This window comes from Paenibacillus odorifer, assembly GCF_000758725.1.
Taxonomy (GTDB): domain Bacteria; phylum Bacillota; class Bacilli; order Paenibacillales; family Paenibacillaceae; genus Paenibacillus_AQ; species Paenibacillus_AQ odorifer.
Window position 1 is genome coordinate 2,158,390 of record NZ_CP009428.1, and the last position, 13,797, is coordinate 2,172,186.

The 13,797-nt window shown below is 47.0% G+C and carries 14 protein-coding genes; 8 read left to right on the forward strand and 6 right to left on the reverse strand.

Annotation, left to right across the window (positions count from 1 at the left end):
- Positions 1–116: 116 nt before the first annotated feature.
- Positions 117–398: a hypothetical protein gene (locus PODO_RS09065; RefSeq protein WP_038569660.1), complete on the forward strand. Its 282-nt coding sequence runs from the start codon at positions 117–119 to the stop codon at positions 396–398.
- 191 nt (positions 399–589) lie between these two features.
- Here the strand turns inward: PODO_RS09065 and PODO_RS31005 are convergent, their stop codons facing one another.
- From PODO_RS31005 to PODO_RS09070, 3 genes are all read right to left on the reverse strand, one after another.
- A complete protein-coding gene (locus PODO_RS31005) occupies positions 590–1,081 on the reverse strand; it encodes a hypothetical protein (RefSeq protein WP_155288111.1) in 492 nt (163 codons plus the stop codon).
- Between the two features lie 149 nt (positions 1,082–1,230).
- Positions 1,231–1,371, reverse strand: a complete 141-nt coding sequence (locus PODO_RS31460; RefSeq protein WP_169744755.1) for a hypothetical protein — start codon at positions 1,369–1,371, stop codon at positions 1,231–1,233.
- Positions 1,372–1,600: 229 nt separating this feature from the next.
- Positions 1,601–2,332, reverse strand: coding sequence for a YhfM domain-containing protein (locus tag PODO_RS09070; protein WP_038569661.1), 732 nt, complete (start codon positions 2,330–2,332; stop codon positions 1,601–1,603).
- A gap of 300 nt (positions 2,333–2,632) precedes the next feature.
- On the opposite strand from PODO_RS09070, the gene PODO_RS09075 reads away from it, so the two are divergent.
- Positions 2,633–3,967, forward strand: coding sequence for a DRTGG domain-containing protein (locus PODO_RS09075; RefSeq protein ID WP_036678878.1), 1,335 nt, complete (start codon positions 2,633–2,635; stop codon positions 3,965–3,967).
- A 124-nt stretch (positions 3,968–4,091) separates the two neighbouring features.
- On the opposite strand, the gene PODO_RS09080 is transcribed toward PODO_RS09075, so the two are convergent.
- From PODO_RS09080 to PODO_RS09090, 3 genes are all read right to left on the reverse strand, one after another.
- A complete protein-coding gene (locus PODO_RS09080) occupies positions 4,092–4,412 on the reverse strand; it encodes a YtpI family protein (protein WP_036678880.1) in 321 nt (106 codons plus the stop codon).
- 83 nt (positions 4,413–4,495) lie between these two features.
- On the reverse strand, positions 4,496–4,996 hold the full coding sequence (locus tag PODO_RS09085; RefSeq protein ID WP_038569663.1) for a sporulation membrane protein YtrI: 501 nt from the start codon (positions 4,994–4,996) through the stop codon (positions 4,496–4,498).
- Positions 4,997–5,001: 5 nt separating this feature from the next.
- Positions 5,002–5,325 (reverse strand): YtrH family sporulation protein, encoded by a 324-nt coding sequence (locus PODO_RS09090; protein ID WP_036678886.1) that lies wholly within the window; start codon positions 5,323–5,325, stop codon positions 5,002–5,004.
- Between the two features lie 141 nt (positions 5,326–5,466).
- On the opposite strand from PODO_RS09090, the gene PODO_RS09095 reads away from it, so the two are divergent.
- From PODO_RS09095 to pyk, 6 genes are all read left to right on the forward strand, one after another.
- The gene (locus PODO_RS09095; protein WP_038569664.1) at positions 5,467–9,108 is read left to right on the forward strand and encodes a DNA polymerase III subunit alpha; all 3,642 of its coding nucleotides are present in this window, start codon (positions 5,467–5,469) and stop codon (positions 9,106–9,108) included.
- 74 nt (positions 9,109–9,182) lie between these two features.
- Positions 9,183–9,683, forward strand: coding sequence for a phosphatidylglycerophosphatase A family protein (locus PODO_RS09100; RefSeq protein ID WP_036678892.1), 501 nt, complete (start codon positions 9,183–9,185; stop codon positions 9,681–9,683).
- 146 nt (positions 9,684–9,829) lie between these two features.
- Positions 9,830–10,018 (forward strand): hypothetical protein, encoded by a 189-nt coding sequence (locus tag PODO_RS09105; protein ID WP_036678895.1) that lies wholly within the window; start codon positions 9,830–9,832, stop codon positions 10,016–10,018.
- Positions 10,019–10,090: 72 nt separating this feature from the next.
- Entirely contained in the window at positions 10,091–10,984 is an 894-nt protein-coding gene (gene accD / locus PODO_RS09110; protein WP_036678897.1) for an acetyl-CoA carboxylase, carboxyltransferase subunit beta, read from the forward strand.
- 1 nt (position 10,985) lies between these two features.
- The gene (locus tag PODO_RS09115; protein ID WP_036678900.1) at positions 10,986–11,987 is read left to right on the forward strand and encodes an acetyl-CoA carboxylase carboxyltransferase subunit alpha; all 1,002 of its coding nucleotides are present in this window, start codon (positions 10,986–10,988) and stop codon (positions 11,985–11,987) included.
- 330 nt (positions 11,988–12,317) lie between these two features.
- Positions 12,318–13,736 (forward strand): pyruvate kinase, encoded by a 1,419-nt coding sequence (gene pyk, locus PODO_RS09120; RefSeq protein ID WP_038569666.1) that lies wholly within the window; start codon positions 12,318–12,320, stop codon positions 13,734–13,736.
- Positions 13,737–13,797: the final 61 nt, after the last annotated feature.

Genomic DNA, 13,797 nt, shown 5'->3' on the forward strand with positions numbered 1-13,797 from the left:
ATAATTTTGAAAAGGTTATATTTTTTAATGGACTTGTCTCATATTACGGGCCTCATGTTCATAGAGTAGAGATATAGATTCAATCGAATATCCTGTCTACGAAGGAGCTGTTATTAATGAGAAAAAGAAACAAGTTCAAACACGGTGTCTATCTCTTGCTGGCGTTGGCCATGCTTTTGTATGCACTGCCGAAGCTTTCGCTTGCGAATGGACCGAGTTGGGTGTTTGGTTTTGGAGTCGTCTGGTCACTTTTTGCGTTTATGGTCATTGCGGCACATCTGCATTTTATTATCGGGGTTGATGAGGAAAAGACCAAACGTTTGGAAGCTGTGCGAAAAGAAAAGCTGGAGCAATGGCAGACAAAGTGGAATGAAGAAACTAGAGTTTCGCAAAGATAATAGAGTTGGGGTCGATTACTAAAAAAAGCTAGATTAGCTTCAGGTCTCTCGAAAAGCACGGCAGTCGTGCAAAGAGAGGCATAAGTGCCTTAGAATGTTGCGGAAAGCGCAGAAGTGCCGAAAAGAGAGGTATAAATACCGTAGAATGCCGCGGAAAGCGTAGAAGTAGCTAAAAGAGAAGTATAAATGCCTTAGAATGCCGCGCAAAACACCAAAGTAGCCAAAAGAAAGGTATAAATACCGTAGAATGCCGGGCAAAACGCAAAAGTCGTGAAAAGAGAAGTATAAATACCGTAGAATGCCGGGCAAAACACCAAAGTAGCCAAAAGAAAGGTATAAATACCGTAGAATGCCGGGCAAAACGCAAAAGACGTGAAAAGAGAAGTATAAATACCGTAGAATGTCGCACAAAACGCATAAGTAGCCAAAAGAGAAGTATAAATACCGTAGAATGCCGCACAAAACGCACAAGTACCCAAAAGAGAGGTATAAATACCGTAGAATGCCGCGGAAATCGCACAAGTAGCCAAAAGAGAGGTATAAATACCGTAGAATGCCGGGCAAAACACCAAAGTAGCCAAAAGAAAGGTATAAATACCGTAGAATGCCGGGCAAATCGTAAAAGTAGCCAAAAGAGAAGTATAAATACCGTAGAATGTCGCACAAAACGCATAAGTAGCCAAAAGAGAAGTATAAATACCTCAGAATGCCGAGCCAAGCGCAAAAGTCACACAAAGAGGCATACAAAAAAGACACACTCATACGAAAAAGCCCACTAGCCTAAGCAGTGGGCTTTAATATGCCCCCTGCATTGCTTGCAGGGGGTTAAATGTTATTTTTCACCCGTAAAAGGATTGATCTCATTGGTGAGATCTCTTCCAGCCTTCTTTTCTTCGGCAGATATCCGTTTACCAAGAGCCGCGTAATACCACACTGCAGGAACGAGGACCGCGAGTATAAAAAGAAATTGCATAAGCTCAGCTCCTTTCACGTCGATAGTATAAACTTTTTTCCTGATCGTAGAGAGGATGGACTTAATCCTACCATCATCCGACCATCATCCGACCATCATCCGACCATCCCATCCACGTGTTAAGCAAAAACAATCCGATTACTTTTTACTGACCGAGCATTGAACTTCAAATACATAACTGGCGCTTCCCTGAGGCCATCTTGCATGGATGATATATAGGTGTCTGCCGCTACCTGCTGCGAGTTTTGTCCACGGAAAGGGCTTCGTCTGGTCGTTCCCCACCAGGAAATGAAGCCATAACCTCCATCTCCTTGGGTGCATATGAGAATTCGAGTTCTACCTGATCACCGCTGATGGCTTTGGGATGTACCTTCTGTTTGGAAACCAGCTCATCGTAAGAAGCCATATCCACACATACGCCTTTGCCATTGTCGGTCCAGCAATAAGAGCCTTGAATAGCCTCGAACTGCTCACCGCCAACAGTAACTTGAACGCTTGGGGGCTGTGGGTTAACAGTGTCTTCTGATGAATTCTTATCTTCATTAAAAGTTGATTGAAACAAGTCCAATAGATCCTTTTTGCTGGTATCTGACAGGCGATAGTGGCCCATTTGTCCTGATTTAATGAGTAACCCATTGTTACTTCCGACGATCCAAAAAGAGAATTCATAACTTATGCCATCCTTCATGTTCACAGTGGTTCTGTAATCGCTGGGAGCAATATCTAGTTGTCCTCTATCATATTCAGCAGTAGTTATGGCTTGAACGAAACGTTCAAAGGAGGATGTATCAGAAATAGTCGTCGTTGGCTGTTTTCTTTCAATTAAGTTGATAGAAACTATATTATTTGCATCCAGCTCTATCTGGTCTGCTTGTTTTATTTCGTTTCCCGTATTTCCACAGCTGACCAGTCCTATGAAAAGCAAAGTAAGGGTAAGTAGTAATAAAGCGGTCTTGTTCATATCTTCAATGCTCCTTTACACATTCATTAATTCTCAGACTATAAAAAAGAGGAAAAGGTTGCTAAATAAAGGCAGCGAATTTTTAAGGTCAGCTTAAAACGCATCAGAGATATTCAGTTTCAAAAAATTCGATTTTAAGGTGGTTTTCAAACTTGCTATGTGGCAATACCTACCTTAATCGTAGATTGTGTAAGGAGAGTGAAATTCGAATCCGAAGCTTATGAATCGGTTGTACTGAGCCATTCTATCGTTGTATAATAGGTACAGTATAGTACAGATCGGAGCATGGGGGTGTAACAGTTGGAAGGTCAAGGCGATGCGATTACTAAACACGAGCAACTGCTGCAGCATATTGAAAGTCTTAAGGTAGGTACCAAAATATCTGTTCGCAAGCTCGCCAAAGAAATGTTAGTCAGCGAAGGGACTGCTTACCGTGCAGTGAAGGAAGCTGAGAATCTCGGGATAGTCATCACGAAGGAACGGATTGGTACAGTTCGTGTAGAAAAGAAACCTCGGAACATTTCAGAGCAGCTGACGTTTGGCGATGTAGTTGATATTGTTGAAGGGCATGTGCTTGGCGGGGCAAGTGGACTAAATAAACATCTGCATAAATACGTGATCGGGGCGATGAAGGTCGATGCGATGATCCGTTATATAGACGCTGACAGTCTGTTGATTGTGGGTAACCGTGATGATGTTCACTCTCTGGCGCTGGAGCAGGGTGCAGGGGTTCTGGTGACAGGGGGCTTCGGGACGAGCCGTGAAGTGAAGGCATTGGCAGACGAGCTGGATCTTCCCATTATTTCTTCGAGACATGACACGTTTACCGTCGCTTCAATGATTAACCGTGCTATTTTTGATAGATTGATAAAGAAAAAAATTATGCTGGTAGAGGATATTATCGACAGCAAACCGCGCCTGAATACGTTAAAAATCTCTAGCACCGTCGGCGAGCTACGACAGGTTTCTGAGGAAACTGGAGAGCAGCGCTTTCCCGTTACGGATGAATGGAACCGAGTCATTGGCATTATCGGTCGCCGTGATGTAGAGGAATTGACGGAAGGGCAGATCATTGAAAAAGCGATGATTCGCAGTCCGGTTACGGCTGCACTGCAAACCTCACTAGCCTCCGCGGCCCAGATCATGATGTGGGAAGGCGTGGATTTTCTGCCCATAGTGGACCGTAACCGCAAACTGGTAGGCTCCCTAACCCGTAAAGAAGTGCTGCAAAGCTTACGCGATGTTCGGAACCAACCTCAGCTGGGAGAGACTTTTGATCATCTCATTTGGAATGGTTTTGCGGATGAGCGGGACGAAGAGGGACGATTGTTCTTCCATGGCTTTATTACGCCGCAGATGGCCACGGATCTTGGGACGATTTCTGAAGGAATATTGTCTACGCTTATGACGCTTTCGGCATTTAAAGCAGCTAAGGATATCACAGGAAATGATTATGTACTAGATAATATGTCCACTTATTTTATCCGACCGGTACAGATCGAACACGCGATCATTGTAATGCCGAGACTGCTCGAAATCAGCCGCCGTACCTGTAAGCTTGAGATTGAGATCAGCCACTCGGATACTCTGGTAGCCAAAGCTGTTCTGATGCTGCAATCCATTGATCATGGCTAAAGAATGGTTTGCTAGCTGGATAGCATCCGGTAAATAGGATCGTATACATGCTAAATAGACTGCCCTCATCATTGATTGAGAGGGGAGTCTATTTTATTCTTTTCCTATTCCGTCAGAGCAGCAGCTAGGCTTTTGACTGGTGTTGTTCCTGGCTGCGGCTACGGCTGTAAAAACTATAGCTGCGTAGACCCGAGAAGATGTTGAACGCACCAATCAGCAGAAAGGCAGCTTCAACAATAATATTAACGGTAGAGCCGCGAAACAAAAACATGGATATCAAGGATAGCGTTACGAGCATAGCACCGAGCATCACATTCATGACGGAGCGTTTCAGCCCTTTATCTTGGGGATTTAAGGCACGGCGGGAGGATATGCTGAACACAGCGGCACCGATTACAAAGATCACCAGCAGGATAAACAATAAATACTTGATAAATAAAACCATGGACAGCCAGCTCCTTTATCGTGTCTTGCAGTAGCCAAGAAGTAATTTCCACGTCTGTCCATTATTGTATCACACGATGGCTGTCAGCTGCGCTTAAAAGGACTGATTTCTACCCAGATTTGCAGGACGCCTTCCATGACGAGCATGGTTCGGATTTTGACAGAGTATTCCTTGTCACGCACAATGTATAGCTTGCCATCCAACAGCAGTCTAACCAGTTTACTGTCTGTATCAATATCGAACATGCTGCGGCCGCGCATCGGTTCCAGATCTGAGCCCATTTGGCTTATGATTAATTTTACAGTTACGGGGTCAAGTGGGGTATCTTCTTTGGATTTGCTTTCCTCCGATCGAATTTTGATTTCTCTGATTACGGTTGAGGTATTATTGTATTTTTTGAGTGTCTGAATATCTTTTTGATATTGCTCGATCTGTACACGCAGATCTTGATTATGCAGCCATAATACGTTATATCCTACATGGTAAATAGCATTGTATATGACAGCTCCTACGACGATCCCTAGCATGAATATAGCGGAGATCTGGGTGAATCTGCGAAAACGACTGAATGGTGGAACTCTCACTGGCGTTACCCCCTGCCGCACACCCATTTTACTAGCTCACTGCCCATATGGGCTCCTAGAAAAGCGAAGGCAAGATACATGATTTGTTTGATGGCGGGGGAGAGGTTGCCTCCAATCATGTTGCTTTCAATGACCCGTAAGGGGTCCATAGTACCTCCTACAGCGGCTGCTAGTGCCCATATTTTAATCCGATCTGCCACATCCAGCATCGTTTGCGTCGGCGGTTGCAGGGATACAACGGCGCCGATTCCGCCGAGCATAGCTCCGCCAAGCACGATGCCGAAGGCGATAAAGAAGTCGAGGATAGCTTTGCTCATAAAAATGCTCATACAGGCCCCTTCCCGGACGAGGCATTTACAAGCTTTGCCTGTCCTTATGCTCTTAATCCATTGTATGGGCGGGTCCCCCTTTAATATGATAAAATAGTTTCATCTTATGTTTGATTTTTGCAGTAGAGAGGAAGTGGGGTTATGAGCCCTTTCGTGCATTTGCATGTGCACAGCGAATACAGTTTACTGGACGGGGCGGCGCGCATTACCGATCTCGTGCGCCGGGCCGGCGAATACGGCATGAAGTCGCTGGCGCTTACGGATCATGGAGTGATGTACGGGGCCATCCCCTTTTATAAAGCGTGTAAAGAGAATGGAATCAAGCCGATTATTGGCTGTGAAGCTTATTTAACCGCGGGTTCACGCCGTGAGCGGGGCAGTCGAAAAGATCAACCGATCTACCACTTGATTCTGCTCGTCAAGAATGAAACCGGCTACAAGAACCTGATGAAGCTGATCTCTATCGGCCATCTGGAAGGCCATCATTATAAACCCCGGATCGATATGGAAGTGTTGGCAGCTCATTCAGAGGGGATTATCTGCCTTAGTGCTTGTCTGGGCGGAGAAGTGCCGCAGCATCTGCTGCATGGTCGTGATGAGGAGGCGCGAAAGGCTGCGCTGCGATATAAGGCGATTTTTGGCGAAGATTTCTATCTGGAGCTCCAAGACCACGGGATCTCCGAGCAAAAGAGAGTGAATCCCAAGCTGATCGCCCTTGCCGGGGAATGTGAAATTCCACTTGTGGTGACGAATGATGTCCATTATTTGGCGAAGGAAGATGCTGAGGTTCAGGATGTGCTGATCTGCATCGGAACAGGCAAAACGGTGGATGATGAGGAACGTCTCAAGATCGGAACAGATCAGCTGTTTCTAAAAAGCAGCGAGCAAATGGCGGCATTGTTTCCGCATGTGCCGCAGGCTATCGCCAATACCTTATTGATCGCAGAAAAATGTAATTTGGAGCTTACCTTCGGCAATCATATTCTGCCTGCCTATTCTCCGCTCCCTGAAGGCATGGATTCCGCTGCTTATTTGCGTGAGCTGTGCTGGAAGGGGATGGAGGAACGATATATAGATACACCGCAATGGGCTACACCTGAGCAAAGAGAGACGGCTGAGAAGCGTCTCACCTATGAGCTGGGCGTTATCGAGAGTATGGGCTTCAGCGATTATTTTCTAATTGTGTGGGATTTTATTGCTTATTGTCATCGTCAGGGAATTGCTACGGGACCCGGACGGGGATCTTCCGCGGGTAGTCTCACCGCATACGCTTTGCGAATAACTGACGTGGACCCATTGAAATATAACTTGCTCTTTGAACGTTTTCTAAATCCAGAACGGATCACCATGCCGGATATTGATATCGATTTTAGCGATGAACGGCGTGATGAGGTTATTGGTTATGTAGTGGAGAAATACGGCAAAGAACATGTGGCGCAAATTATTACTTTCGGAACTATGGCTGCACGGGCTGCCGTTCGTGATGTAGGCAGGGTGCTGAACTTGCCTTATAACGAGGTAGACAAAGCTGCCAAGCTTATACCTGGTCAACTAGGGATCAGCCTTGCCAGGGCGCTGGAGAGTACACCAGATCTTAAAGCACTGTATGATAGCAATCCAAAGATTAAAGGGTTGCTGGATATGGCAATGAAGGTGGAGGGCATGCCCCGCCATGCTTCGACACATGCTGCTGGGGTTGTTATCTCGAAGGGTCCGTTGACCGATGCAGTCCCACTTCAGGAAGGTAATGAAAGTACGGCGTTAACCCAATACTCTATGGAGCATTTGGAGAGCGTCGGGCTGTTGAAAATGGATTTTCTGGGTTTGCGCACGTTGTCGATTATCGAACGCTGTATGAATTCGATTAAAGAAATGAGCGGAAGTGTTCCGGATTTCCGTGTCATCCCAGATCATGATCCAGCTACGTATGAAATGCTTGGGGCTGGTGAGACAACAGGGGTCTTCCAGCTGGAGTCGGCGGGCGTTAGACGAGTACTTAAAGATCTGAAGCCTAACGGCTTTGAAGATATTGTATCGGTTCTAGCGCTGTATCGTCCGGGTCCGATGGAATTTATCCCGAAATATATAGCAGGCAAACACGGTGAGATTGAAGTAGAGTATCCACATTCTGATTTGAAGGCTATTTTAGCGGACACCTATGGGATCATTGTGTATCAGGAACAGATCATGCAGATTGCTTCTCTGATGGCGGGCTTCTCGTTAGGAGAAGCGGATCTGCTCCGTCGAGCGGTCTCTAAGAAAAAACGTGAGACTCTGGATAAGGAACGGAGCCATTTTGTTCAAGGCAGCTTGCAGCAGGGGTATAATGAAACGGATGCGAATGCTGTTTATGATATGATCGTGCGCTTTGCCGATTACGGCTTCCCGCGTGCTCATGCCGCGGCTTACGGAGTGTTGGCTTTCCAGACAGCTTATCTCAAGGCACATTATCCGGTGCAGTTTATGGCGTCTATGTTGACCGCTGTAATGGGCACTCACCGCAAGGTAGCGGAGTATGTGCTGGACTGCCGCCGCACGGGCATCGGCGTGTTGCCGCCGGATGTGAACGAGAGCGGCGTATTGTTTACTCCGGTTCCAGGCGAAGGAACCGGAACGGGGCATATCCGCTTTGGACTCGCAGCCATTAAGAACGTCGGCACGCTGGCAGTGGAGAACATTATGGCAGTCCGCAAGGAGCGGCCGTTCGACAGTCTGCTAGATTTCTGTCGACGTGTGGACCTGCGGGTCTGCAATAAGCGGGTAGTGGAATCTTTGCTGCAGGCGGGAGCTTTTGACTGTCTGCCGGGTCACCGCGCCCAGCTGCTGGCTATGCTGGACGAGACGGTTGACGCTGCGCTGAAATGGCGCAAGGAGCGGGATGAGCTGCAAATCCAGCTGTTCGACGATTTGGTGGAGACACCGAACTGGGAAATCCGCTATCCGGATATCCCTAAGTTCACCATTGGCCAGCAGCTGGAGATGGAACGTGAGCTGCTGGGGTTATATCTTTCGGGCCATCCGCTTGATGATAGCGCGGAGCTGCTTGAGGAGCCCGGTATGCAGCGGCTGATGGATCTTGGTGAAGCCGCGGATGAGAGCCAGACGGTTACGGCCGGAATGGTCGTATCCGTTAAGGAAATTACGACGAAGCAAGGAAAATCGATGGCCTTCGTCGAATGGGAAGATCAGATCGAGCGCTGCGAGGTCGTGCTCTTCCCTGAGGTGTGGAAGCGAAGCCGCAGCTTGATTGCCAAGGGCGCGCTGCTGGCCTTGCGCGCCAAGGTGCAGCAGGAAGACGAAGGCTTCAAGCTGCTGGCCGAGGAAGTGGCGCTGCTGTCTGCGGAGGCTCTCCGCGGGCTATTGCAGCGCCGCAGTGCCGCCGCGTCCCGCTCGTACAGCGCGGGACGCTCGGCCTCAGCAGGAGCGCCGCCACGCGGCGCAGCTCCTGCTTCCCGGACCAGCGGTGCCGCCACTGGTCCGGCTGCCAGGCCAGCAGGCGGCACAACGCCGCCTGCAACACCTGCACAGGCCGCGCCAACAACAGCGGCGACCTCAGGCCAGCGTGTCTTTATCAAGATCACGCCGGCCTCAGAGAATGCAGCGTTGCTGTCGCGCCTGAAAGAGCTGCTGCAGAATCATCCCGGTCCAGCTGCGACGCTTCTGTTCTATGAACAGGATCAGAAGCTCCTAGCTCTTAGCGATAATTATCGAATTAAGCCGTCCGAGGAACTTTTCGCGGCGATCGAGGTTATGCTGGGTGCAGGTACGGTAAGAATAAAATAAGAACAATTCTCCCCTTTTCCGCATACATTAGGAAACCACAGGGCACATCCCTGTACGGAAAGGGGAGTCGCAGCATGTCCTATCAAATGGCAGTAGATCTGTTGGAACGCAGAGGTGTATCACTTTCCTCCATTGCTGAAATCGTATATATTTTACAATCGGTTTATTATCCTGGTTTAACCAAGGATGAATGTCTGTCCAGCGTCAAGTCTGTTTTGGGCAAAAGAGAAGTGCAGTATACTTTAATGACAGGTGTTGCTCTTGATGAATTAGCCGAGAAAAAACTGCTTCCACAGCCGCTGCAGGCGGTAATGGAGGCTGATGAATCCCTCTACGGAGCGGACGAGACTCTGGCGCTTGGTATTACGGGGGTATATGGGATGATCGGACTGACAGGTTTTGGGTATTTGGACAAAATAAAGCTTGGAATCATTGGTGAACTGAACGATGATAAAGGTAGGATTCATGTATTCTTGGATGACCTTGTTGCCGGCATTGCTGCCGCCGCTTCCGCCAGAATTGCTCATCGGCATGAAGGGGCAAAAGTATATCCTTTAGGCACGGACAAGGAATAATTGAGCCCCTTTATTTCGTTTGAACAAGTTCCTCAGTCTTGCTTCCTATGCCCTACTCCTGTTGCGGGAAAAAAGAAAACTGTGTTATCATAATTCCATTATACGGGATACGGCTGGGAATTAAGATTGGGGAGGCCTTGCAGGGCATGTGGACGGTAATATATATCGCGCCGACCGCCAGAGTGGCGGATATGATTAAGAGTAAGCTGACAGAAGAAGGTTTTTTGGTAGAATGCCGTCCAATCAATATGTCCAAGCAGCAGTTTGAGATATTGGTTCCTTCAGGTGAGCTGGAGGAAGTACAGGAAGTCCTTAATCTTATTCTGCATCCCTGAGTTTCTTACAAGACAAAAGTCATGACAGCGGCAAGCTGCATAACGCAAATAAACGGCTGAAGAGGTGCGGGTGTGTTCAAAGATTTATTTCAGAAGAAACGGAAGTACGCGACTATTCCTTCAGAACGTCTGGAGCGGAGCGGCGGGCCTGCGGAAGGCGAACGCCCCAAACGTGAAATCCCTGAAGGATTAATGAGCAAATGTAATAAATGCGGAACGATCCAGTATAGTAAGGAATTAGAGAAGAACCTAAAGGTATGTCCTACTTGTGGTCACCACATGCGCCTAAATGCTGTGGAGCGCATTGCGATGACATTAGACCCTGAGGGCTTTATTGAGTTTGACAGTGAAATGTATTCTATCGACCCGCTGAAATTTCCGGGTTACGCTTCCAAAGTGGAGCAACAGCAGCTGAAATCTGGACAAACTGAAGCCGTAATTACGGGTCAGGGTTCCATTGGTGGCCATCCAGTCATCGTAGCTGTGATGAATTTTGAATTTTTCTCAGGCAGTATGGGCTCTGTAGTAGGGGAGAAGATCACCCGTGCGATAGAAGAGGCCACGGAGCAACAGCTTCCACTCCTTATTTTCTCTACTTCAGGTGGAGCGAGAATGCAGGAGAGTATTCTTAGTCTAATGCAAATGGCGAAGACCAGCGCTGCGCTGGCTCGTTTTAACGAGGTTGGAGGTCTTTACATCTCGATAATTACGGATCCTACTACCGGTGGAGTATCTGCGAGTTTTGCCAGCCTTGGTGATATAATTATTGCAGAGCCTGGAGCGGTATTTGGTTTCGCAGGACGTATAGTCATTGAGCAGACCATTCGCCAGAAGCTTCCGGATGATTTCCAGACCGCTGAATTTAATCTTCAGCATGGGTTGCTTGATATGGTCGTGCACCGCAAAGAAATGCGCGCTACATTGACTAAAATTTTGGAGCTGCATGACGTGAAAGGGGGATTTTAGGTTGGCAGGAGAGTTGCCTTTTGAAATGCCTCTGGTAGAAATGCGCAAGAAGATTGCTGAACTGAAACAGTTTGGCGAAGAGAAGGGTATTGATTTTACGGACGAGGTAGCTAGGCTGGAAGAACGATACCGTGTGCTGGAGGAAGAGATATATTCTAATATTTCTCCTTCGCAAAAAATGCATTTGGCTAGACATCAAGGACGTCCGACTTCCCTTGATCTTATGGGGCAGATCTTCACAGATTTTATTGAGCTCCACGGTGATCGGATGTTTGGGGATGATCTTGCTATTGTAGGCGGCATCGGTAAACTAAATGGGTTGCCGGTTACAGTTATTGGCCAGCAGCGCGGTAAAGACACCAAAGAGAATATTTTACGATTCTTCGGCAGTGCACACCCTGAGGGCTTCCGTAAAGCGCTGCGTCTGATGCAGCAAGCGGACAAGTTCAAACGTCCCATTATTACCTTCGTGGATACGAAAGGTGCATACCCAGGCAACACAGCCGAGGAAAGAGGTCAATCCGAAGCGATTGCCCGTAATTTACGCGAGATGTCTCAGTTTGGTGTCCCTGTAATCTGTGTGGTCATCGGTGAAGGCGGAAGCGGTGGCGCCCTGGCATTGGCGGTTGGAAATAGAGTGCTCATGCTGGAACATGCCATTTATTCGGCGATATCTCCAAACGGAGCGGCCTCTATTCTGTGGAAGGATGCTTCGAAGGCTGATCAAGCGGCAGAAGCCATGAAGATAACGGCTGCTGATCTGCTTGAGATGGAAGTTATAGAAGAGATCGTACCAGAGCCTAAAGGCGGCGCTCATCGGGATTACGAAGCAACGGCAGCGGCGATTAAGGATGCATTATGGCGGCATCTGCAGGAGCTAACCCAGATGAACTCAGTGGAATTGAAGGATGATCGATACCGTAAATTCCGTAAAATTGGTGAGTTTGCAGAGGCTCAGCAGGAACAAATTTTCATTGAAGAAGAAGTGAAGTCAGAAGTGTAAAAGTGCAAAATCATTTGCACTTTAAGACATATAGCTATACTTAGTGGGTCTTTTGGATATAGTGTAAAATATACAATTTATTGGAATTAAAATAATCTCGATCCACTAACGGGATTATTTTAATTTTTTTTATGTTTACAGAAAATTCGACTTAAAGTTACACCCAAAAGTGCCTACAACATTGATTTTGTGTCTGGTTTGCAGTAATATTCATAAGGGCGTACTTAAAGGCACATGTGACAAAGTTCCTATTTTATTAGTTAGCCTTGTAGTAGATTTTGTAGTTGGAAAAAGTGAGACAGAGAGAACGAAAAAACGGAGGAAAACCTAATGCGGAAAAGTAAAATTGTATGTACGATCGGACCTGCGAGTGAATCGTTGGAGAATATCAAAAAATTGATTTTGGCTGGTATGAATGTGGCCCGTCTGAATTTCTCCCACGGCGATTTCGAAGAGCACGGTGCTCGGATCAATACGATCCGTCAAGCATCTAAGGAACTGAACAAAACAGTTGCTATCCTGCTCGATACTAAAGGACCGGAGATTCGCACAGGCAAGCTGGAAGTAGAACCGATTGAACTTGTTCAGGACGAGTACCTGACACTGACTACGGAAGAGATCCTTGGTAATCAAGATCGTATTTCCATCACGTACAGCGAACTTCCTAACGATGTTCAAGTAGGATCCACAATCCTTATTGATGACGGTCTGATTGGTTTGACAGTTGTCGACATTCAAGGTACAGAAATCAAGACCCGTATTGTAAACGGTGGTACGATTAAGAGCAAGAAGGGCGTTAACGTACCAGGAGTAAACATCTCCTTGCCGGGTATTACGGAAAAAGACACCAACGATATTCTTTTTGGTATCGAACAGGACATCGATTTTATCGCCGCTTCCTTCGTTCGCAAAGCTAGCGACGTTCAGGAAATTCGTGAGCTGCTTGAGAAAAACAACGCTTCTCACATCCAAATCATTTCCAAAATCGAAAACCAACAAGGTGTTGACAACCTTGATGAAATTTTAGAAGCTTCTGACGGCCTGATGGTTGCTCGTGGTGACCTTGGTGTTGAAATCCCAGCTGAAGATGTACCTTTGGCTCAAAAATTGATGATTCAAAAATGTAACGTTGCTGGTAAACCAGTTATCACAGCTACACAAATGTTGGATTCCATGCAACGCAACCCACGTCCTACTCGCGCTGAAGCAAGTGACGTAGCAAACGCTATTTTAGATGGAACAGATGCAATCATGCTTTCCGGAGAAACTGCTGCTGGTAAATATCCAGTAGAATCCGTACTTACAATGTCCCGCATTGCTGAGAAAGCGGAATCCGCTCTGAACCACCATGAAATCTTCATGAAACAACAAACTGCACAAGAAACTACAGTTACAGAAGCAATCAGCCAATCCGTTGCAATTTCTGCTTTGGATCTGAACGCTAAGGCTATCATTTCTTCGACAGTAACAGGTCATACTGCACGCGTTGTTTCCAAATACCGTCCTAAAGCACCAATCATTGCCGTTACAACACAAGAAAGAACTATGCGTCAATTGTCCCTCGTTTGGGGCGTAACGCCAGTGTTCGGACAAGTTGCATCTTCCACAGATGAGCTGCTGGAAACAGCAATCAAAGGTGGTAAGGATTCCGGTCTGGTTCAAACTGGTGACCTAGTTGTGATTACTGCAGGAATTCCACTTGGACGTTCTGGTTCCACTAACTTGGTAAAAGTAAGCACAATCGAGTAGTTTTCGACTGGCTTCACCTGTTTAACAGGTTCCATAGAGCTTAATTAAAGGGTTGTCTCAA